The organism is Notoacmeibacter ruber (assembly GCF_003668555.1).
Lineage (GTDB): Bacteria > Pseudomonadota > Alphaproteobacteria > Rhizobiales > Rhizobiaceae > Notoacmeibacter > Notoacmeibacter ruber.
Genome location: NZ_RCWN01000001.1, coordinates 2,680,697 through 2,700,827, shown reverse-complemented (window position 1 = coordinate 2,700,827; position 20,131 = coordinate 2,680,697). Strand labels below are relative to the sequence as shown.

At 61.2% G+C, this 20,131-nt stretch carries 20 protein-coding genes; 12 read left to right on the top strand and 8 right to left on the bottom strand.

The window, feature by feature from the left end:
* Position 1: 1 nt before the first annotated feature.
* The 3 genes from D8780_RS12980 to hemC all read right to left on the bottom strand — a co-directional run bounded on the left by D8780_RS12980 (position 2) and on the right by hemC (position 3,563).
* Positions 2-1,798, bottom strand: a complete 1,797-nt coding sequence (locus D8780_RS12980; protein WP_121645980.1) for a COG4223 family protein — start codon at positions 1,796-1,798, stop codon at positions 2-4.
* A 130-nt stretch (positions 1,799-1,928) separates the two neighbouring features.
* Positions 1,929-2,630, bottom strand: coding sequence for a uroporphyrinogen-III synthase (locus D8780_RS12975; RefSeq protein ID WP_121645979.1), 702 nt, complete (start codon positions 2,628-2,630; stop codon positions 1,929-1,931).
* 3 nt (positions 2,631-2,633) lie between these two features.
* The gene (gene hemC, locus D8780_RS12970; RefSeq protein ID WP_121646563.1) at positions 2,634-3,563 is read right to left on the bottom strand and encodes a hydroxymethylbilane synthase; all 930 of its coding nucleotides are present in this window, start codon (positions 3,561-3,563) and stop codon (positions 2,634-2,636) included.
* Positions 3,564-3,632: 69 nt separating this feature from the next.
* Here hemC and tsaD point away from each other — a divergent pair, with 69 nt between their 5' ends.
* The 9 genes from tsaD (at position 3,633) to D8780_RS12925 (ending at position 12,073) form a co-directional block, all read left to right on the top strand.
* On the top strand, positions 3,633-4,808 hold the full coding sequence (tsaD, locus tag D8780_RS12965) for a tRNA (adenosine(37)-N6)-threonylcarbamoyltransferase complex transferase subunit TsaD (RefSeq protein WP_121645978.1): 1,176 nt from the start codon (positions 3,633-3,635) through the stop codon (positions 4,806-4,808).
* 14 nt (positions 4,809-4,822) lie between these two features.
* On the top strand, positions 4,823-5,809 hold the full coding sequence (locus D8780_RS12960; protein ID WP_121646562.1) for an NAD(P)H-dependent glycerol-3-phosphate dehydrogenase: 987 nt from the start codon (positions 4,823-4,825) through the stop codon (positions 5,807-5,809).
* 19 nt (positions 5,810-5,828) lie between these two features.
* Positions 5,829-6,128 (top strand): YciI family protein, encoded by a 300-nt coding sequence (locus D8780_RS12955; protein WP_121645977.1) that lies wholly within the window; start codon positions 5,829-5,831, stop codon positions 6,126-6,128.
* Positions 6,128-6,565, top strand: coding sequence for an EVE domain-containing protein (locus tag D8780_RS12950; protein ID WP_121645976.1), 438 nt, complete (start codon positions 6,128-6,130; stop codon positions 6,563-6,565). The genes D8780_RS12955 and D8780_RS12950 overlap by 1 nt, the downstream gene beginning before the upstream one ends.
* Before the next feature lie 106 nt (positions 6,566-6,671).
* Complete coding sequence (locus D8780_RS12945) at positions 6,672-7,976, top strand: MFS transporter (RefSeq protein ID WP_121645975.1); 1,305 nt, start codon at positions 6,672-6,674, stop codon at positions 7,974-7,976.
* Positions 7,973-8,629, top strand: a complete 657-nt coding sequence (locus D8780_RS12940) for a class I SAM-dependent methyltransferase (RefSeq protein ID WP_121645974.1) — start codon at positions 7,973-7,975, stop codon at positions 8,627-8,629. Before D8780_RS12945 ends, D8780_RS12940 begins: the two co-directional genes overlap by 4 nt.
* A gap of 8 nt (positions 8,630-8,637) precedes the next feature.
* Positions 8,638-9,501: a DUF1028 domain-containing protein gene (locus tag D8780_RS12935; RefSeq protein WP_121645973.1), complete on the top strand. Its 864-nt coding sequence runs from the start codon at positions 8,638-8,640 to the stop codon at positions 9,499-9,501.
* Between the two features lie 86 nt (positions 9,502-9,587).
* A complete protein-coding gene (locus D8780_RS12930) occupies positions 9,588-9,932 on the top strand; it encodes a hypothetical protein (protein WP_121645972.1) in 345 nt (114 codons plus the stop codon).
* Entirely contained in the window at positions 9,929-12,073 is a 2,145-nt protein-coding gene (locus D8780_RS12925) for an outer membrane protein assembly factor BamB family protein (protein ID WP_245412343.1), read from the top strand. Before D8780_RS12930 ends, D8780_RS12925 begins: the two co-directional genes overlap by 4 nt.
* Positions 12,074-12,083: 10 nt before the next feature.
* Here D8780_RS12925 and D8780_RS12920 read toward each other — a convergent pair whose 3' ends face one another.
* Positions 12,084-13,322: a phosphopentomutase gene (locus tag D8780_RS12920; RefSeq protein WP_121645971.1), complete on the bottom strand. Its 1,239-nt coding sequence runs from the start codon at positions 13,320-13,322 to the stop codon at positions 12,084-12,086.
* Positions 13,323-13,335: 13 nt separating this feature from the next.
* The gene (locus D8780_RS12915) at positions 13,336-13,830 is read right to left on the bottom strand and encodes a L,D-transpeptidase family protein (RefSeq protein WP_121646560.1); all 495 of its coding nucleotides are present in this window, start codon (positions 13,828-13,830) and stop codon (positions 13,336-13,338) included.
* Positions 13,831-13,959: 129 nt separating this feature from the next.
* On the opposite strand from D8780_RS12915, the gene D8780_RS12910 reads away from it, so the two are divergent.
* The 3 genes from D8780_RS12910 to D8780_RS12900 are packed head-to-tail and all read left to right on the top strand — an operon-like array spanning position 13,960 to position 15,602.
* The gene (locus D8780_RS12910) at positions 13,960-14,643 is read left to right on the top strand and encodes a response regulator transcription factor (RefSeq protein WP_121645970.1); all 684 of its coding nucleotides are present in this window, start codon (positions 13,960-13,962) and stop codon (positions 14,641-14,643) included.
* 54 nt (positions 14,644-14,697) lie between these two features.
* Positions 14,698-15,153 carry a cyclic nucleotide-binding domain-containing protein gene (locus D8780_RS12905; RefSeq protein ID WP_121645969.1) on the top strand — a complete coding sequence of 152 codons (456 nt, stop codon included), beginning with the start codon at positions 14,698-14,700 and terminating at the stop codon, positions 15,151-15,153.
* Positions 15,150-15,602, top strand: a complete 453-nt coding sequence (locus D8780_RS12900; protein ID WP_245412341.1) for a PaaI family thioesterase — start codon at positions 15,150-15,152, stop codon at positions 15,600-15,602. Before D8780_RS12905 ends, D8780_RS12900 begins: the two co-directional genes overlap by 4 nt.
* A gap of 29 nt (positions 15,603-15,631) precedes the next feature.
* Here D8780_RS12900 and D8780_RS12895 read toward each other — a convergent pair whose 3' ends face one another.
* From D8780_RS12895 to D8780_RS12885, 3 genes are all read right to left on the bottom strand, one after another.
* Positions 15,632-16,438, bottom strand: a complete 807-nt coding sequence (locus D8780_RS12895; protein WP_121645968.1) for an exodeoxyribonuclease III — start codon at positions 16,436-16,438, stop codon at positions 15,632-15,634.
* A gap of 130 nt (positions 16,439-16,568) precedes the next feature.
* Complete coding sequence (locus D8780_RS12890; protein WP_121645967.1) at positions 16,569-17,225, bottom strand: outer membrane lipoprotein carrier protein LolA; 657 nt, start codon at positions 17,223-17,225, stop codon at positions 16,569-16,571.
* 117 nt (positions 17,226-17,342) lie between these two features.
* Positions 17,343-20,003, bottom strand: coding sequence for a DNA translocase FtsK (locus tag D8780_RS12885; protein ID WP_121645966.1), 2,661 nt, complete (start codon positions 20,001-20,003; stop codon positions 17,343-17,345).
* Between the last annotated feature and the right edge of the window lie 128 nt (positions 20,004-20,131).

Below are 20,131 nucleotides of genomic sequence, written 5' to 3'. Positions count from 1 at the left end.
GTTACTGCTCCGTCTCAGTCGTGGATGGATCATTGGGAGGTGCTTCGGACGTCTCTTCGGAAGAAGACGGCTCTTCCGGCGGCGTTGTTGTTTCGGGACCGCTGCCGCTTTCGGACGAGGCGCTGGCATTGCCACCTGCCCCAATCGCGGCGATGACATCCGGAAGGTTTTTGCGTGCCTCTATCGTTGCACGGAGATCGTCGGCGAAGGACCGAGCGGGCTCCTGCACCTCGGTCGGGAGCGACTCATATTCCGACAGCGCGGTCTCCAATTCGCCGGCTTCGACAGCCTGCTCGAAGCGGGTCACGCTGCTCTGCGCGCCTTCGTCCTGCGCATCTCCCACTCGCCGGATGGTCACCAGAGAGCGGGCGCCGGACGTAATACGGTCGAAAATACCATCCGAGGATGAGGCCGACGGGGGTGGCGCCGCGGCTTCACGCATCCTGTCGGCGATTTCAGACACGTTTTCGGCAAGCTGGCGGGGTGTCTTTACGCCTTGGGCGGCATATTGGGACAGCGTTTGCACGGGCGAACCGCCGGCGCCGAGCGTCTTTGCCGTTTCCAGTTCGTTTTCGAAGGGTTGGCCGCTTTCGATGGCGCTTCGGAGGGACGAGGCCGCGATTGCTCGCGCAACCTTCTCCTGGGAGCGGTTCGCATTGGCAAGCTGCTCAACCTTTTCCAACCGGTCGCCCAAATCGGAAATCTGATCGTCAAGCGTGCTGACACTCGCTGATATCTGGCTGATCTGTGCGGAGATATCACCGACCTGCTGATCGAGATTGGAAAGCGTCGATCGGGTTTGCTCCGTTGTACTCCCACCCTCCTTCACGCTGTCGCGAAGGCTGGCAAGTTCGTTCTGAACCGTACCAAGGCGTTCATCAAGCGCGGCGACCTGCTGATTGGCATTGTCGAGAGCCTGGCGGGCCTCGTCACCGCCGGCAGGCGAATCGCCTTCTGCCTCCTCGAGTGCCGCTATTCGATCCGAAAGCGTCTGAAGTCCGGCCGTTTCGCCTGCTCCCCCGCTGGAGACCGTTTCGCTGATTTCCTGGACTTCGTTTCGAAGCGCCTCGAATTCGTCCGAGAAAATCCCTGTCGCCTCGCCCGCCTCGGAAGGCTGCTCTGCAATCTCCGCCTTCAACTCGTCGATTTGCTGCTGAAGTTCTTCCGTGCCGGCGGTCTGCTGGGTATCGGTCAGAGGAACGTAGCCAAGCCATACAGCCGTTCCGAGACCGAGAGCGACGAGAAGAGCCCCGAGAAGGAAGGCGGTGACGCCGCCGATGCCGGAGCGTCCGTTCTCCTCGCGAGATGTCGGGGCGCTCGACGTGACCGTTTCGTCCTCCTCGTCGGAGGAATATGCTGTTTCGGAGACGTGCTCGTTCCGCTCTTCCTCCTCGGTCCCGGTCTTGCCAGCCTCTGATTGCGCCGAAGTGTCTCCAACCATCGCGGTCTGATCGGCAATTTCGGTGTCGCTCTCATCTTGCGGAACGATCGTTTCGTCCGGGTCGGTCCGCTCTGCCTCAAGGCCGGCAGTCTCGTCGGCTATGCCTGGGTCATCGGCCTCCGAGCCAGACGACTCAACGACATCATGATCCTCTTGCGGCGTTTTCGGCGAAAGGCTGCTTTCGCCGGATTCGGGGGCGTCTTCCGGCTGCATGGGTGTCGGTTCGGCCGCAGCGGGCGCGCCCCCATCCGTACCGGTCTCGTTGTCGTCCAGACGCTTCACGTCGTCGCCTTCGAGGTCGATTGTCACGGGATCACGATTGACGGCGGAATGACGGTCACCGGGCTTCTTCGCCATTCATTGGGCTCCGAAAAGACGAGGTTAAAATATATACGCTGGCTGAAGATGGCATAAAATCCCCGCCAAGCCATAAGCGTAGCGCGAAAATCCTCTTTCGCCAGCCTGCTTCATGATGCGGTTCCATTCTTCATTCCTCGGCGATCTGTCGAAGAAGGGTCAATGCGGCGCTTTCATCGGCCCGTTCGGCGAGACGAATGGAGCCTCCGGCTGCGTCTGCGATTCGTTTGGAAAAACAAAGCCGCGTTGCTGAGCGTGCAAGGCCGGTTTCTGCAGAAAGGTCACGAAAAAGGCCCGCGCTAAAGGCCGATGTAAGCCAGACCACGTCGAACTGGCGGACGAGAAGGTCCTGGAGTTCCTCTCTTGACGGCCGCCGTGGCTGCGTATCATAGGTTTCGACGACATCGGCGGAAATGCCGGCATCCGCAAGCCGTTTTTCCAGATTGTCGCGGCGAACCCGCCCGGCGAGGTAGAGAAGCTTTGCGGGCCGCTCTGTTATGAGCGTTTCGGCCATCTTTTCCGCATCGCCGCCAATGGCCTCGGCATGTTGGAATCCGTGTTTCCGTGCTGTTTCGGCGGTTGCTTCGCCGACGGTCCAAACGCGAAGATGCGCAAGACGCGCCTTCTGCTCCTCGGTGAGATACCGGACGCCGTTACCGCTGGTGAGGATGATCGCGTCGTAGTCATCCGTCCCGGCGAGTTTGGCCGGACGTCCGACGATCTCAGTCAGGGGCAGAAGATATGGCTCGTGACCATCCTTCCGGATCGTCGCCGCTGTCCGTTCGCCTCCGGGCGAGGGCCGCGTGACCAAGACCGACAGTCGGCGGGCCATGGATCAGGTCCAACTTGCGAAGAAATCCGCTCCGGCACGTCCGCGTATCTCTTCGCCGGCCTGGCGGCCTAGCGCTGTAGCGTCTTCGATTGTGCCGTCCATCTCGATCTCATGCGCCTCGCGTCCGTCCGGTGTGAGGATCATACCGGAAAAATAGATGCGGCCCTTGGCGAGATGCGCATGCCCGGCGATCGGCGTCCTGCACGAGCCGTCGAGAGCGCCAAGAAAAGCGCGCTCGCAGGCCAGTGCCGCAGCCGTCTCGCCGTCATTGATTGGCGCGAGGAGATTGTCGATCCGCTCATCGCCCATCCGGCTTTCGATGCAGATTGCGCCCTGACCGGGCGCCGGAGGAAACATATTGATCGGCAGGGCTTCGGTGACCTGGTCCGCCAGGTTGAGGCGCCGCAGTCCCGCCATGGCGAGGAGCGTGCCGTCAACTTCTCCTTCTGCGAGCTTGCGCAGCCGTGTCGGCACGTTTCCGCGATAGAGGACGACGTTCAGGTCCGGTCGCAACCGGCGCAGAAGGGCCTGGCGGCGCAAGGAGGACGAGCCGACCGTCGCTCCCTGTGGCAGATCCAGCAGCTTTTCGATCTGGTGGCCGATAAACGCATCACGCGCATCTTCGCGCGGCAGGAAGCAGGAGAGGTAAAGCCCCTCGGGCAGTTCCGTCGGCATATCCTTGGAGGAATGAACCGCCAGATCGATACGGCCGTCGGCAAGGCGTTCCTCGATCTCCATCGTGAAGAGGCCCTTGCCGCCCACTTCCGCAAGGGGCCGGTCCTGGATGCGGTCGCCGGCAGTCGATATGACGACAATTTCGAAGGCGTCCTGCGGCATGCCGTGCGCAGACATGAGCCGTGTCCGTGTTTCCCGGGCCTGTGCAAGCGCCAGATCGCTCCCGCGTGTTCCGATACGGATAAGGTCCGTTTCCATCGTCATGCCGTCCGTGTTAGGTGCCGTTCGGCGCATTATCGCGCCGCCGTTGCCATAAACCGAGCGAAGATGCGCGACAACCCGACCGTCCTTGAAGAGCGAGATGTTATCGACCGTCAGGCCACGGCCTCTCGACTTGTCCTCGGTATCGAGACCAGTTGCGACGAGACGGCCGCCTCGGTGATCGAGGGAGCGTCATCGGCTGAGTCCGGGGCGTCCGCCCCGTACAGCCGGATTCTTTCCAATGTCGTCTTCAGTCAGATCGAGGAACATGCCGCGTTCGGCGGCGTGGTGCCGGAGATCGCGGCTCGTGCCCACGTCTCTGCGCTCGATCGCATCGTGGCCGCCGCACTCGACGATGCGCAAGTCGGACTTGCCGACCTTGATGCCATCGCGGTCACAGCAGGGCCCGGCCTGATCGGTGGGCTGATGGTCGGCTTCATGACCGCCAAGGCGCTGGCTTTCGGAGCCGAAAAGCCGCTCATTCCCGTCAATCACCTGGAAGGGCACGCGCTGACCGCACGCCTGACGGACCGGCTTCCTTTCCCCTATCTTCTGCTGCTGGTGTCCGGCGGGCATACGCAGATCGTACTCGTCAAGGCGGTGGGAGAGTACGAGCGGCTGGGGACCACCATCGACGATGCGCTGGGCGAAGCCTTCGACAAGACCGCGAAGCTTCTCGATCTGCCCTATCCGGGCGGACCCAATGTCGAAAAAGCCGCGCTAGCCGGCGACGGAACGCGCTTTTTGCTCCCGCGACCGTTGAAGAGCAAGCCGCGCCCCGATTTTTCCTTTTCGGGTCTCAAGACAGCCGTCCGCCAAGCCGCAGAAAACCTTGCTCCCTTGAGCGATCAGGATGTGGCGGACCTTTGTGCCTCGTTTCAGGTGGCGGTCGGAGATACTCTTCAGGATCGGCTTCGCCGCGCGCTGGAAAGTGTTGCGGACCAGCATCCCTCAGGGATGCCCTCTGCGCTGGTCGTTGCTGGCGGGGTCGCCGCAAACGCCTATCTGCGCACAAGTCTGGAGGCACTATGCGAGGATCGCCGGCTGCGCTTTGTCGCGCCGCCTCTTGCCCTGTGCACCGATAATGGCGCGATGATCGCCCATGCCGGGCTGGAGCGGCTGCTGGCAGGTCTTGTCCCTTTGCCGGATGAGGTTTTCGCCTTACCGCCTCGGTCGCGATGGCCACTGGATGAGGGTGCTGCTCCTCTCGTTGGAGCAGGCAAACGAGGAGCAAAAGCATGAATACGGCCAAGCCGGTGGAAGAAACGATTGCCGTTCTGGGCGGCGGGGCATGGGGAACGGCTCTGGCCGTTTCCGCCCTTCGTGGGGGCCACCGGGTCAAGCTCTGGGCGCGCGACCGCGCCCTGGCCGATGAAATTTCACAACACCGCACAAATCGCCGCTATCTCGGGGAGGTGAGGCTTCCAGAGGGTATTGCGGCATCGGACTCGCTGGCGGAAACATTGCGCGACGCTTCGATTGTTCTCTCTGTCGTCCCGGCGCAAGCGACGCGTTCCGTGCTCGCGGAAGCGGCAGGCGATATGCCCGACGGCGTCCCGGTGGTTCTCTGCGCCAAGGGGATCGAACAGAAGACCGGCAAACTTGTCAGCCAATTGGCGGCCGAAACGCTTCCCGACACGCCGCTAGCCGCCCTCTCGGGGCCCTCTTTTGCGGCAGATGTGGCACGGGGTCTGCCGACGGCCGTGACAGTTGCGTCAGAAGACGGCGATCTGGCCCATGATCTGGCGGAGAGACTGAGTGCGCCCGCCTTCCGGTGCTATTCGACCGACGACCTGATCGGAGTCGAAGCCGGCGGGGCACTGAAAAACGTCCTCGCGATCGCCGTGGGGGCCGCAGCCGGCGCCGAGCTTGGTGCAAGTGCGCGGGCTGCTCTGGTGACGCGCGGCTTTGTCGAGTTGCGCCGCCTGGGTGTCGCGCTTGGCGGGCATGCGGACACACTGATGGGACTCTCCGGCCTGGGCGATCTTATTCTGACATGCAGTTCGGAGAAGTCCCGCAATTTCACCTATGGCGCGACCCTCGGGCGCGGCCAGTCGCCGGAAGGGCTTAAGCTGGCGGAAGGTGTCGCTACGGCCAATATCGCGGCGGAGTTGGCTGACCGCTACGATATCGACACGCCGATCATCGATGCCACCGTCTCTCTTCTGGAAGGAGAGCACTCGGTCCGCGAACTCGTCGCCAGCCTGATGGCGCGCCCGGTCAAACCCGAAGATCATATCTGATCAAGCAAGGAGAGAACTCATGCATTACGCTCTTATCTGCATCGACAAGTCAAACAGTGTCTCATTGCGTATGGCCACTCGCGAGGACCATTTGGCCTGGCTGAAGGGACAGCAGGCCGAAGGCAAGGTACTCTTCACGGGCCCGTTTCTGAGTGACGAAGGTGAGATGAACGGCTCGCTCCTGCTGGTTGATGTTCCCGACCGTCAGGCCGCGGAAGCGATGGCTGCCGCCGACCCCTATGCCAAAGCGGGACTCTTCGCCTCGACCGATATCCGCGCATGGAAATGGGTGATCGGTAAGCCCGAGGACAAGGATTGATGCAGTACTGGTTGTTCAAGTCAGAGCCGTTCAAGTTTTCTTGGGATGATCTCGTCTCCAAGGGCAAAGCGGGCGAGGAATGGGACGGCGTTCGGAACTATCAGGCGCGCAACAATATGCGGGCGATGAAGGTCGGTGATCGCGGCTTTTTCTATCATTCCAACAAGGGACTTGAGGTCGTCGGCATCTGTGAGGTTTGCGCTTTGTCGCACCCCGATTCCACGGCAGACGATCCGCGATGGGATTGCGTCGATATCCGGGCGATTGCGCCTGTGCCCCATCCGGTGACCCTCAAGGACGTAAAGGCCAACGAGAACCTTTCCGACATGTCACTGGTGAACTCCATGCGCCTGTCCGTGCAGCCGGTAAAGGAAGAGGAGTGGAAAGAGGTTTGCCGTATGGGCGGGATCGACCCCCTTACGCTGGAACCGGCCTGACGACGGTTGCAACCCGATCGCAATCTCTGACTGAGGTTGAAATGGCAGAGACCGGTTCCACTTAAGCGCCTGCCTTTCTCGACTTCGACCATCAGAGTGTCACGCCATGGGCGTCTTTGCCGATCTCGGTCATCTCATCTTTGCCGATAAGGCGGATCGCGTCTGTGAGGATATCCCGGAGAGTGCATGCGCAGAACAACCGCGCAATGCGGGCCTGCACATCGCTTCGCTCGCCGCCACAAAGACCGGCGACGCGCTGATTGATCCGAAGCTCGTCCTGCCCTGGCTCCTCAATACGGTGGGGGCCCCGGCTGCGGCGATCGGGCTGCTGGTGCCCTTGCGCGAATCGTTGGCCCTGCTGCCGCAAATCTTTGAAAGCCACTGGGTGAGACAGCTTACCCGACGCAAATGGGTCTGGGTGTTCGGCTCGGCCGTGCAGGCTGTGGCTGTGGGGACCATCGCCGCCGTCCTCCTTCTTTTCGAAGGCGGCTGGGCGGGCTGGCTGACGGTCTTGTCGCTCGCGGTCTTCGCGCTCGGCCGGTCCCTCGCTTCCGTCACCTATAAAGACGTCCTTGGCCGCACCATCAGCAAGGGGCACCGGGGGGCGGTGACCGGCCTTGCCGGCTCGATCGCCGCTGCCCTGGCTTTGGCTTTCGGCGCTTCCATCGCTTTGGGTATTCTGCCGCTGGAGCGCTTCTGGCTCGTTGGAGCGCTGATTGTGGCAGCCGTTCTCTGGGCGCTGGCGTCTGTCCTTTTCACAATGCTTCATGAGCCGGCGGGTACGAGTGAAGACCGCGGTGAGGATCTTCGTGCAATCATTCGTTCGGCACGCTGGCTTTGGTCGGACCGGCAATTCCGGCTCTTTTGCACGACGCGGGCTCTATTGGCCGTGACGGCCCTGGCGCCTCCCTATCTGCTGCTCTCGGCCGGTCAGGAAGGCGGACGCGCGCTGGGACAATTGGGCAGCTTCGTTCTCGCCTCGGCTTTCGCAGCAATCCTCGGCAGCTATGTCTGGGGCCGGCTCTCCGATCAATCGAGCCGCCAGGTTCTCCTCTGGAGCGCGTTCTTCGCCACGATCATCCTCGCCGTTTCGGCCGCGTTTTCCGCATTTCGCCCGTTGGGCGGTGCATGGCCATTTCTGGCTCCGTTCGCCCTGTTCTTTCTGCAACTTGCCTATCAGGGCGTCCGGCAAGGGCGGGTGATTCATCTGACAGACATGGCCGCGCCTGAGGATCGGGCGGTCTATACTGCCTTTTCCAACACCTTTATCGGCCTTGTTTTGCTCGTTATGGGGGCCTTCGGCATGGTTGCCGATCTGGTTGGAACGACCGCCGTTCTCGCTATCTTCGCTGTGTTCGCCCTGGCTGCCCTTCCGGTCGGTTGGTCTCTGGAAGAGGTACAGCGGAAATGAAAATCGATCCGGACAGGGCGGAGGCTTTCATCAAGGCCAATACTGCGCTTCTCAGCCCGCCGCACGTGCCGGAGCTTCGTCTTCATCTCGCCGACGAAGCGATCGATCTCTGGGAGAAGACGGAAGACGAATTGCATGAAATCGGTCTCGCACCACCTTTCTGGGCCTTTGCCTGGGCGGGTGGACAGGGCCTCGCCCGCTACATTCTCGATAATCCGCAACATGTTGCGGGTTCGTGGGTGCTCGATTTTGCCAGCGGCAGCGGCATCGTGGCTATTGCTGCCATGAAGTCCGGTGCCTCACGCGTGCTGGCTGCCGACATCGATCCGTTTTGCGGAGCGGCGATCCGGCTCAACATGGCGGCCAACGAAACGTCTGTCGATTTTACCGCAGACGACCCTGTCGGGTCCGACGCGGGATGGCCCGTTATCCTTGCCGGCGATGTTTTCTACGACAAATCCATGGCGACACGGCTGGAAGAATGGTTCGACCGTCTCGCAAGGCGTGGTGGCACCATCCTTATCGGCGATCCGGGAAGGGCCTACCTGCCGAAAGGAAAGCTCGACGAACTGGCACGGTATGAAGTGCCGGTCACACGCGCGCTGGAAGATGCTGAAATAAAGCGCACCACAGTCTGGCGCTGGAAGGGATGAATTGATCCATGACTTATTCGATTATCGGGCGGGACAGAAATCGCGGCGAAATCGGCTGCGCGGTCCAATCGAAATTTCCGGGTGTCGCCTCGATCGTGCTGCACGGGCGGGGCGGCGTCGGCGCCGTCACCACTCAGGGGTTCGCCGACCCGAGAGCGGCGGTGAAGATGCTCGACCTCATGGAGCGGGGCGCGCGGGCAGACGAGGCCATAACCATCGCAGTCCGCGATATTGATGGCGTCTCCGAACGACAATTCGGGGTGATGGCGATGCATGGGCAGGGCGTCGGCCATACCGGTGCAATGATGGACCAATGGAACGGCGTATCGGCCTGCGAGCCCGGCAAGGAGTGCCTTGTCAGCGGCAATGCGCTGAGCAATGAGAGGGTGCTGCCCGCGATGATCGAGGTTTTCGAGGCGACCTCGGAACTCAGTCTTTCGGAACGCCTGATCGCGGCGTTGCGCGCAGGGCGGGACGCGGGCGGCGAATTGCGGGGTCAGCAGGCCGCCGGCCTTCTGGTCGTCAAGGAAGAGGGTGGCTATGGCGGCCTCTCGGACCGGATGGTGGATATCACGATCTATGATCACGAGGAGCCGATCGACGAACTGGCGCGCTGTTTCCGCATGCATCAACTGTCCTACTTTCCCTCCGATCCGGAGCAGATGGAACCTATCGAAGGCGAGACGGCAGCCTTTCTGCGGGAGCTTTTGTCCAAGCAGGGCTATTCGGTGTCGGGGGGCCAGGAGTGGAAACAAGCCGATACGGACGTCCTCGCCCGCTTTCTCGGCGAAGCCAATTATGACAATCGCATCCACTACGATGGCCGCATCGACGGCGAGGTCCTTCACGATTTGCGCAGAAGATTTGCCTGACGCCAGTTGAAGCCACGCCAGCCCGTCCTACTCATACTCCTACGCGACCATGTCGCTTTTGGCAGGACGCGGGAAGGAAGGGCTTCATGCATCGTATCGGTCTTCTTCTGCTGGCGGTCGGAGGTCTTGCCGTCCTCTGTCTCGCTCTTTGGGGATATTTCGTACCCCTGACCGGCATAGAAAGCAGCGTCGGTGCGCTGCTCGCAGCGCTGGGCGGTCTCGCGCTCGTGCTTGGAGCGGTCGTTCTGGCAGGTCTGGATAGCGGCGGAGGCAGAGGCTTCCTGATCACGATCGTCATCCTCGCTGCGATTCTGACGGCTGTCGCCGGCTGGTTCCTGCTTCACTATTTCATTGTTCTCGCCGCGCTGATCGCGCTTCTCGGCGTGCTGATTGCCGCCTTCGCAGACCCATTTCCCGAGGACGCGCTATGAGCCGCTTGAGATTTCTTTTCCTTTTCATCACATGTCTCTCATCGAGCGCCGTCTATTCGCAGGACAGTGCCGAAACATCTGATACGGGCCCTGCGCAGATGGAGGCGGAAACGGATCTGCAGTCCGCCGCCCCGTCAGCAGGTTCGGAGGCGCCGGAGGGGGAAGGGGGTTCCAGCCCTGCGGAACCTGGCACCACGACGACGTCGCAGGCCGTGCAAGAGGGCGAAGTTTCGTCAGAAATCACGTCGCCTCGGGACAGCGTGGAAGCACAGGAGGAGCGCGAGCCTAAGGGCCCGATCGCTCCCAAAACGACCGACTGGACCACATTCAACGGTGATCTGGCCGCACAGAAATACTCCCCTGCCGATCAGATCACGCCGGAAAATGTCGATCAGTTGGAAAAGGTGTGGGAGATCCATACCGGTGACGTTTCCGGTGGGTCCGGCGATCTGCCGGCGACGGTCTGGTCCGCGACGCCGATCTACGCCAATGACACGATCTATCTCGGCACGCCCTTCTATCGCATCCTTGCTCTCGATCCCGCCACGGGTGAGCAAAAGTGGGCCTACGATACCAAGAGTACGCTGGAAGCCCTGACCCAGCCGGCGCTGAAGAATCGCGGTGTGACCTATTGGGAGGCCGAAAATCCGAAGCCTGACACGCCTTGCGAAAAGCGCGTTTATATCGGCACGATGGACGCGACGCTTCATGCGGTCGATGCCGATAGCGGCAAGCCATGCGAGGATTTCGGCAAGAACGGCGTTCTTGACGTCAACAAGTGGAACAAAACGAATGATCGTTGGCCGCTGTCTCTGCTGCAGCCGCCGACCGCTTACAAGGACAAGCTCTTCATCGGTTGGGCCGGAAAGGACTGGGCCTGGGCGTCCGCGCCTCCCGGATCCGTGTTCGCGGTCGACGCGCGGACCGGAGAGTTGGACTGGCAGGTCAATTTCCTGCCCGCCGACATACGGGAAAAGACAGGTACGGCGAATGTCTGGGCATCGATGAGCGTCGACGAGGAAAGGGGCATTCTCTATCTGCCTGTCTCGTCGCCCAGCCCGAACTATTGGGGTGGAAACCGGACCGAGGACATTCCGCTGGCAACCTCCGTCACGGCCGTCGATACGGAAAACGGCAAGATTCTCTGGTCGCGGCAGCTCATTCATCACGACGTCTGGGATTACGATACCAATTCGGCGCCGACGCTCGTCGATCTCACGGTGGATGGCGAAAAGGTCCCTGCCCTCGTACAGACCACAAAGCAGTCGATGCTGTATGTGCTCAATCGCGAGACCGGCGAGCCGGTCTTCGGCATGGACGAACGGCCTGTTCCGGCTTCCGATGCCGAAGGCGAAGAGGTTTCGGCGACCCAGCCCTTTGCGATGAAGCCGCCACCGAGCCATGATTTCGCGCGTTACCCGCCGATGAACACATTGGCCAATTTGCTGAGCTTCGGCGAATGCAAGGAGATGATCGACGGGATGCGCTATGACGGTCTTTTCACGCCGCCATCGGAGGAAGGAACGATCGTCTATCCAGGCACGGCGGGTGGCATGCAGTGGGGCGGCGGCACTGTCGACCCCGAGACCGGCCATTTCTATGTCAACACGTCAAAGGTGGTCCAGACGCTGACGCTGGTGCCGCGCGATGAGTACGAGAAGGACGCCGGCGGAAGCGGTAACGAGCAGGGCTACTATCCGCAGACCGGCGCGCCGTACGGTTTCAAGCTGATCAACTGGCTGAACAGTATGGGACTTCCGTGCTGGGATCCGCCTTACGGCACGCTTCTCGCCTACGACCTGAACTCCGGCGAAAAGCTCTGGGAAGTTCCGTTCGGTCGCTCCAAGAAATGGGGCTTTTACGGACCGGAGAGCTGGGGTTCGCCCAATATCGGCGCGCCGGTCCTGACAGCCGGCGGCGTCATCTTCATCGGCGCCTCGATGGATGGGCGGGTGCGTGCAATCGACCCGGAAAATGGGGATGTGTTATGGAGCGATATCGTGGCCGCGCCATCCGTCAGCAACCCGGCGGTCTATATTCACGACGGACGACAATATGTGGCCTTTGTGGCAGGCGGCAATTCCATTCTGTCGCCTGCGGTCTCCGACCAGTTTGTGGTCTACGCGCTACCGGAAGATTGAGAAATAACGGTCAGGCGCGACCTATCGCCTGACCGTGACTGCCCGGGGCGATGCCCAGATGGCTGGCAACCGTCTCGCCGATATCGGCAAAGGTTTCCCGCATCTGAGACTGCCCGGGAGCCGTATCGCCCCCGACCATGAGGACGGGCACACGTTCGCGTGTGTGGTCGGTGCCGTGCCACGTCGGATCGTTGCCATGATCGGCCGTGATGATGAGGAGATCGTCCGGCCGCATCTTGTCCAGAATTTCGGGAAGGCGTGCATCGAACCATTCCAGCGCGGCGGCATAGCCCGAGGGATTGCGGCGGTGGCCGTATAGCTGGTCGAAGTCGACGAAATTGACGAACCCGAAACCGCCATCCGGCAATTCATCCAGCGCCTTGAGCGTTTCTTCCATCAGGGCGGGATGACCGGAGACCTTGTGGCTTTCCGTCACGCCTTGATGGGCAAAGATATCCGATACCTTTCCGATGGCCCGGACGATATGACCCGCCCCTGTCAGTCGCTCCAGAACGGTCGGCTCGGGAGGTGGCACGGAATAATCCTTGCGGTTACCGGTCCGCTGAAACTCGCCGGGTCGCTCGCCGATGAACGGCCGCGCGATGACACGTCCGATCTTGTATCTGTCAGCCAGTTTGCGGGTGGCTTCGCACAGATCATACAGGCGCTGCAGGCCAAAATGGTCTTCATGCGCGGCAATCTGGATGACGGAATCAGCCGATGTGTAGACGATGGGCTTGCCTGTCGCGATGTGTTCCTCGCCAAATGTCTCGATCACGCCGATGCCCTCGGCATGGCGGTCGGCGAGAATGCCCGGCAGATTGCCGGCCTCGATCATTCCTTCACGCACATCGTCCGGAAGGATCGGGATTCTCCGGGGTAGATAGCCCCAATCGAAAGGCACCGGCACGCCGCCGATTTCCCAATGGCCGCTGATCGTGTCCTTTCCCTTGGAAACTTCCGTCGCCGCGCAGGCCCTGCCGATCAGGTCAGGGTTCTCGGAAAATCCGACGGGCCACGCACCAGTTGCCTGAAACGCGGCTACGCCAAGGCCAAGCCGTTCCAGATTGGGCAGATGGAGGGCGCCGGAGCGCTCGTCATTGTCGCAATCGCCAGCGGCGCATGCCTTGGCAATGTGTTGCAGCGTCGCGGCTCCTTCGTCGCTGCGGCCATCATTGAAATAATCGGCTGCGTCGGGGGCCCCGCCAACACCGAAACTGTCCATAACAATCAAAAAAACACGTGCCATAAGCTCAATCCATCTAGCGCCGCACGATCAGGCGACGGCCGGTGTGCAGATAGGGCAGAAGACGCGCCATGTCTCGGGGCGCAAGTGCGACGCATCCTTGCGTCGGCGGATAGCCCGGCTTTGCCAGATGCAGGAAGATGGCGCTGCCCGCCTGGCGGATGCGGGTGTTGAAGTTGTAGTCCAGCACAATGCAGCAATCGTAAAGACGGTCGGCCCTTTGCATCTGCTCATGACTTGCCGAAAAGGGGAGGCGGACGGGTCGGTTGTAGGCGGGGTGACCCGGGGCATCGCACCAGGCATCGTCAACGGTGATCGGACGAAGCGGTAGCGGGCCGCTCTGGCGCCATCGCCTGTCGGCGCGGCGGTAGCCCCAGAGGATCGCGTGCGAGCCGAGAGGAGTTCCTCCATCGCCCTCACGCTTGCGCGAAACGATACCGGACCGGCCAAGGGCGCAGCGGAAACTCAGCGGTCCGAAGGTCAGGCGGCCACTATGGCGGTCGCCCGGCACCGCCCGTACGACAAACGGCGCGGTTGCCGACCGGGCCCGATTTGTCGGAACATGCGGCGGTTTGGTCCGGGGGGCTTGTGTCTTCCTTTTTTCAAAGTAGTTTTCCACGCGTAATACTCCGAGGCACCCATGACCACGCGAACCATACTCGTAGTCGATGATGACGATACGCTTCGACAGACACTTGTCGAACAGCTCGGACTCTACGACGAATTCGAGATCATAGAGGCCAGTTCGGCGACGGATGGCATCAATGCGGCCCGCACCAATGTCGTCGATCTGATCATCATGGATGTCAACCTGCCTGACCTCGACGGAAGGGAAGCGGTCAAGATGCTTCGCAAGGCGGGGCTGCGGACACCGATCATCATGCTGACCGCGCAAGATACCGATTCCGATACTATTCTCGGTCTCGAAGCGGGGGCAAACGACTACATCACCAAGCCGTTCCGCTTCGCAGTGCTTCTGGCGCGCATTCGGGCGCAACTTCGCCAGTTCGACCAGTCGGAAGATGCCAGCTTTACGGTCGGGCCCTATATTTTCAAGCCCAAGCAGAAAGCGCTTTTCGATAGCAACGACGCCAAGATCAAGCTGACGGAAAAGGAGGCGAACATTATTCGCTACCTTATCCGCGCCGATCAGCGCGTCGTCACGCGCGATACGCTTCTGGAAGAGGTCTGGGGTTATAATTCCGGTGTTTCCACCCATACGCTCGAGACGCATGTTTATCGCCTGCGGCAGAAGATCGAGCGCGATCCGTCCAATTGCGAGATCATCGTGACCGAGGGCGGCGGCTACAAGCTGGTTCCCTGATCCGTCCCGAGCGTGTAGAGCCGGAAAAGACAGTTCTGGCCCGAACGGAGATTCATGGCTCTCAAGGACGATATCAGCGCGCTTGCAAAGATCCCCCTGCTTTCGCCGTTGAATGAGGAGCAGTTGCGGATCCTTGCATTTGCCAGTGAGAGGATCGATCTCGCTGATGGCCAGGAACTCTTCCGAGAAGGCGCGAATGCCGACAGTGCCTACATCGTGCAGTCCGGTACGATCTCGGTGGAGGCCCGCTCCATGCGTCAGGCAGAGCGGTTCGGTTGCGACAGCGTCCTCGGAGAACTATCGCTGATTGCTACAACCACGCGGCCGGGCACGGCAAAGGCCGTGCACGGCCCCGCTTCGGTTTTGCGTCTCAACCGCAGCACATTGCGCCGGGTGCTGGAAGAGTATCCGCCCATGGCGGCGGCCATGCACGAGATTATTCGCCAGCGTCTTCAAGTGATGACGGCGCGGATCGGTGCGCTTGGCAGCCGTTTTGAAGATCGGGAATGACGCCGTCTTCAGAGCGTGAAGGGAAAGTGATGGTGGATCACGAAGGCGGTGATATTCTGAACCTCGCGCGAGCCATCTTCGCGGAGCAGCCATTTACGCAGTTTCTGGGAAGCGAACTGGCGAACATCAGCCAGGAGAAGATCGAGATCCGGCTGCCGCTCAAGCCGCAGCTCTTGCAACAACATGGCTATGCTCATGGCGGTGTGCTCTCATACTTGGCCGATAACGCCATAACATTTGCAGGTGGCATCGCGCTGAACGGCGATGCCCTGACCTCTGAGTTCAAGATCAATTATCTGCGTCCCGCGAAGGGGGCGGTGCTGGTGGCGCGTGCCGAAACGCTTTCGTCCGGACGCCGTCAGGCGGTATGCCGGTGCGATATCTTTGTGGAAGAGGCACCGGAAACACTGGTGGCTGTCGCGCAGGGCACCGTCGTTCCTGTCGGCTGAACCGGTATCAGGCTCAGGCGTGCCTCCGTTCAATCGAAATCGAAACGGGCGATGACGGGAACATGATCGCTCGGTCGCTCCCAGCCCCGCGCCTCGCGCAGCACGTCCATGCCTTTCAGATGGGGCACGAGAGCCGGACTGCCCCAGATGTGATCGAGCCTTCGGCCGCGGTCGGATGCTTCCCAGTCACGGGCGCGGTAGCTCCACCATGTATAGAGCTTCTCCTCGGGCGGTATGACGGTGCGCATGAGGTCCGCCCAGCCATTACCGACACGCAGGCGCTCCAGCGTGTCTGTCTCGACCGGCGTATGGCTGACGACTTTCAGAAGCTGCTTGTGGCTCCATACATCGGTTTCCAGCGGAGCGATATTCAGATCACCGACGAGCACCGAAGCGTCGGCGCGGTCATCCTCGGCGTGGACGGTCTGCATCTCGTCGAGAAAATCGAGCTTGTGGCGGAATTTCGGATTGATTTCCGGGTCCGGCTCGTCTCCCCCGGCGGGCACGTAAAAATTGTGTAGGAGGATCGTCCGACCGTCCTTCTCGAACGTCACCGAGAGGTGGCGGCAATCACCCTTGGCGCAGTATTCGCGCTTTTCAACAAGGGTGAGCGGTATCCGGGAAAGTGTCGCAACGCCATGATAGCCTTTCTGGCCGTTCACCTCGATCGCTTCATAGCCTTTCGCGCGCAGAGCTTCGAACGGAAACTTGTCGTCCGGGCATTTGGTCTCCTGCAAGCAGAGGACGTCTGGAGCATAAGTCTCCAGAAAACTCTCTACAAGCGGCAGGCGAAGGCGCACCGAATTGATGTTCCAGGTGGCGATGGACAATGTCATGGGTGGGCTGAACCTTTCCTTGAGGCGCGCAAAATGACGGCGGCTTTTCGGTCATGCAATCGAAAAAGGCCCGCTTGAAGCGGGCCTTTGAGGCTTTTCCCAATGGTTTCGACGTCGAAAGGTTCGCCGCTCAGCGGTTCGCGCTGCTCGCCGCTTCGTTGCCGGACTGCCAGTTGTATTTGCTGTAGTCGATCCGAAACTGCGAGCTGTCGACGCGGGCGCCTTCCTGAACGTTGAACAGCATGACGGTCGTGTCCTTGCCCTGATTGTCGGTGACCGTCCATTGGCGAAGCGCATTCGTCTTCGGGTCGAACATGATCGTGATCCGCGAATTGCCGAAGACGCTCTTGTCCGCCATCACCACCGTCACGAGGTCCGGCTCTTCCTTGATGCTCTGCACCTGCCGGCCTGACAGGTTGATCTTGTTGTTGAGCAACAGCTTCAGCGGTGTCTTCGACAAGGGATAGAGATCGAACGTATCCAGCTTCTGATTGTTGAGGAGAAGATTTCGGCCGTCGGAAATCACCCGGAATTTCGCCGGAGGCTCGTAATCGAAACTGATCTTGCCGGGACGGGCGATCTGGAACGTGCCACCGGTCTGTTCGCCGCGCGGGCCGAACTGAACGAATTCGCCCTTCATCGTCTTAACCGAGGCAAAGTGATTGGCGATCTGCTGAACCTTGGCGCTGGCGGCCGCCTGGGCGGACCCACCAAGCGCGGAAAGCGCCAGGCCCGCACTGACCGCCAGAACCGCTAGACCCTTGAAGGGGCGCATCGTCTTGATCATGAAATTCCTCGTGATTTGAGTCGTCCTCTTCACCGGAGCGATAGCGTCACAGATAGGCAACAGAAAGGCACCTTTCCATATGAGAGGTCGCTACCTTTCTCGCCAGAGTGCGAGGCTTCAGTCGTCGAATTCGTCGCGCGGGACGAGGATCTCGCGTTTGCCGGCATGGTCGGCTGGCCCGATGACGCCTTCCTCTTCCATTTTTTCGATGATCGTCGCGGCCCGATTGTAGCCGATGCCCAGGCGCCGCTGAATATAGGATGTCGAGGCCTTGCCGTCGCGCAGCACCACGGCAACCGCCTGATCGTAGGGATCGTCGCTATCGCTCTCCGGTCCGCCACCGCCACCGGCTGCGGGACCTTCACCCTCTTCATCGTCGGTGTCTTCCGTCACGGAGTCCAGATATTCCGGCACCCCTTGGGTCTTGAGATGGCTGACAACGGTTTCCACTTCTTCGTCCGAGACGAAGGGGCCGTGAACGCGCTGGCTGCGACCGCCGGCGGCCTGATAAAGCATGTCGCCCATGCCGAGCAGTTGCTCGGCGCCCATCTCACCAAGGATCGTGCGGCTGTCGATCTTGCTGGTGACCTGGAAGGAAATGCGGGTGGGGAAGTTCGCCTTGATCGTGCCCGTAATGACGTCGACGGAGGGACGTTGCGTGGCCATGATGACGTGAATACCGGCGGCGCGGGCCATCTGCGCCAGTCGCTGCACGGCGCCTTCGATCTCCTTGCCCGCGACCATCATCAGATCGGCCATCTCGTCGATGATGACGACGATATAGGGCATCGGGTCGAGGTCCATCTCCTCGTGCTCGTAGATCGCTTCGCCTGTCTCGCGGTCGAAGCCGGTCTGCACGGTGCGGGTGATGGTTTCCCCCTTGGCCTTTGCTTCATTCACGCGGCTGTTGAAGCCGTCGATATTGCGCACGCCGACCTTGCTCATCTTGCGGTAGCGCTCTTCCATCTCGCGGACGGTCCATTTCAGCGCGACGACGGCTTTCTTCGGATCCGTTACGACCGGCGAGAGAAGGTGTGGAATGCCGTCATAGACCGACAGTTCGAGCATTTTCGGATCGATCATGATGAGCCGGCATTGCTGCGGCGTCATACGGTAGAGCAGCGACAGGATCATCGTATTGATCGCGACCGACTTACCCGACCCGGTGGTGCCGGCCACCAGCAAATGCGGCATCTTCGCCAGGTCGGCGATAACGGCCTCACCGCCGATCGTCTTGCCGAGCGAAAGGCCGAGCTTGCTCTTCGTCTGCTGGAAATCCTTGCTGCCAATGATCTCGCGCAAATACACCGTTTCGCGGTGATCGTTCGGGAGTTCGATGCCGATGGCATTGCGGCCCGGCACCACGGCAACGCGTGCCGCAATGGCGCTCATCGAGCGGGCAATATCCTCGGCAAGGCCGATGACGCGGGACGATTTGACGCCGGGCGCCGGTTCCAGTTCGTAGAGCGTGACGACCGGACCGGGCCGCACGGTCATGATCTCGCCCTTTACGCCGAAATCGTTGAGCACCGCTTCGAGCTGACGGGCATTGTCGGCAAGCTGGGCTTCCGTAACGCGTGCGCCGCTCCCGAGCTTTTTCGGTTCGGCCAGAAAGCGCATCGAAGGCAGGTCGAATTTGCCAGAGCGGGCCGCCTTGGCCGGTGCACGTTTGGTGACGGGCGCTTCGTCGGACTTGCCCGCTTTTTTGGGTTCGCTGGCGGAGTGAACGAGCTGCGGACGGAAGGGGACGATCCGCTCTTCGGGCACAATGGCCGCGGCATCATCTTCCGGCTCGTCCTCGTCGTCCCAGGGCGCATCCTCGGTATCATCCAGGTGCGCTTCGTCCGCCTCCTCCTCTTCCAGATAGGCTGCATCTTCATCGTCGATGATCAGACCGTCCGGCGCGGTCTCCGGCAGGGCCTTTTCGCGATCATCGTTCCAATCGACTGCCGGCTGGCGCTGTGTCGGACGATCATTGGCCGGCGTCAGACGCGGCGGCTCGACGCGCCGCCGATCCACTTGCGCGGCGCGGCTGCGTTTCATATTCGCCCGGAGTGTATAGAAGCCATGCGTAACGGCGCCGAGCATGGCAACCGACGCGCGCCGCCAGATTGATTCCTCGCGGCTTTCATCAAGGTCCCACTCGTCTTCGAGGTCCGGCTCGTCCTCCAGCTCGGGAAGCTTCGGCTTGAGGGCCGGCAGGAGCGACCAGACCGCCGAACGGGTGAAAAGCCAGACTGCAAGAACCGCGCTGACCAGGCCGATCCCGAAGGCGACGAGGCCACCGACCGGCTGACCGATCAGCATTGCAGGCAGACGCAGCACCATATCACCAATGACGCCGCCATGACCTGTTGGAATCGGCCATGCCGCGTGAATGGGAAGGCAGGCCAGCGCAACGCTGGAAAAAATGACGCATCCGAGCCACGCGCCGAGACGCATCCACCGCGCGCCGATCGGTCGGGCTGCCACGAGCAACCATCCCCAGGCAATTGCGGGTAGGAGAGCAACAAGAGTGGCGAGGCCGAGGAACTGGACGGCAAGATCGGCAAAGGCTGCGCCAGGATAGCCCATGGCGTTTTGTGGCAAACGCTCCGTCGCCAGGCTGAAGGAAGGATCGTCAACATGCCACGAGGCGAGCGAGATCGCTCCGAAAACCACGAAGGCCAGCAGGCCGACACCGAGGAGCCGGCTGAGGGCATTACGTATAAAAGCACGCACGGCACTCTCGTTGTCATCCTCCAGTTCGAAGGCATAACGGTCGTGAATGTCGCTCATCACTAGCTTCCCGTGGCGTCAGAGACGGGCCCACCCCGCCGAGTCGCGCCAAGCCTAGGGCCGAAGGGTTAAACCCCTGTTAACCTTGACGCGGCCGGTGCTCTTGATGCTCGTACGGTAACCACCTT

Coding starts and splice junctions, on each gene's coding strand:
- D8780_RS12955 (WP_121645977.1), top strand. CDS start 5,829: ATGCATTACGCTCTTATCTGCATCGACAAGTCAAACAGTGTCTCATTG.
- D8780_RS12950 (WP_121645976.1), top strand. CDS start 6,128: ATGCAGTACTGGTTGTTCAAGTCAGAGCCGTTCAAGTTTTCTTGGGAT.
- D8780_RS12930 (WP_121645972.1), top strand. CDS start 9,588: ATGCATCGTATCGGTCTTCTTCTGCTGGCGGTCGGAGGTCTTGCCGTC.
- D8780_RS12980 (WP_121645980.1), bottom strand. CDS start 1,798: ATGGCGAAGAAGCCCGGTGACCGTCATTCCGCCGTCAATCGTGATCCC.
- D8780_RS12905 (WP_121645969.1), top strand. CDS start 14,698: ATGGCTCTCAAGGACGATATCAGCGCGCTTGCAAAGATCCCCCTGCTT.
- D8780_RS12945 (WP_121645975.1), top strand. CDS start 6,672: ATGGGCGTCTTTGCCGATCTCGGTCATCTCATCTTTGCCGATAAGGCG.
- D8780_RS12940 (WP_121645974.1), top strand. CDS start 7,973: ATGAAAATCGATCCGGACAGGGCGGAGGCTTTCATCAAGGCCAATACT.
- D8780_RS12975 (WP_121645979.1), bottom strand. CDS start 2,630: ATGGCCCGCCGACTGTCGGTCTTGGTCACGCGGCCCTCGCCCGGAGGC.
- D8780_RS12910 (WP_121645970.1), top strand. CDS start 13,960: ATGACCACGCGAACCATACTCGTAGTCGATGATGACGATACGCTTCGA.
- tsaD (WP_121645978.1), top strand. CDS start 3,633: ATGCGCGACAACCCGACCGTCCTTGAAGAGCGAGATGTTATCGACCGT.
- hemC (WP_121646563.1), bottom strand. CDS start 3,563: ATGGAAACGGACCTTATCCGTATCGGAACACGCGGGAGCGATCTGGCG.
- D8780_RS12935 (WP_121645973.1), top strand. CDS start 8,638: ATGACTTATTCGATTATCGGGCGGGACAGAAATCGCGGCGAAATCGGC.
- D8780_RS12900 (WP_245412341.1), top strand. CDS start 15,150: ATGACGCCGTCTTCAGAGCGTGAAGGGAAAGTGATGGTGGATCACGAA.
- D8780_RS12895 (WP_121645968.1), bottom strand. CDS start 16,438: ATGACATTGTCCATCGCCACCTGGAACATCAATTCGGTGCGCCTTCGC.
- D8780_RS12925 (WP_245412343.1), top strand. CDS start 9,929: ATGAGCCGCTTGAGATTTCTTTTCCTTTTCATCACATGTCTCTCATCG.
- D8780_RS12920 (WP_121645971.1), bottom strand. CDS start 13,322: ATGGCACGTGTTTTTTTGATTGTTATGGACAGTTTCGGTGTTGGCGGG.
- D8780_RS12885 (WP_121645966.1), bottom strand. CDS start 20,003: ATGAGCGACATTCACGACCGTTATGCCTTCGAACTGGAGGATGACAAC.
- D8780_RS12890 (WP_121645967.1), bottom strand. CDS start 17,225: ATGATCAAGACGATGCGCCCCTTCAAGGGTCTAGCGGTTCTGGCGGTC.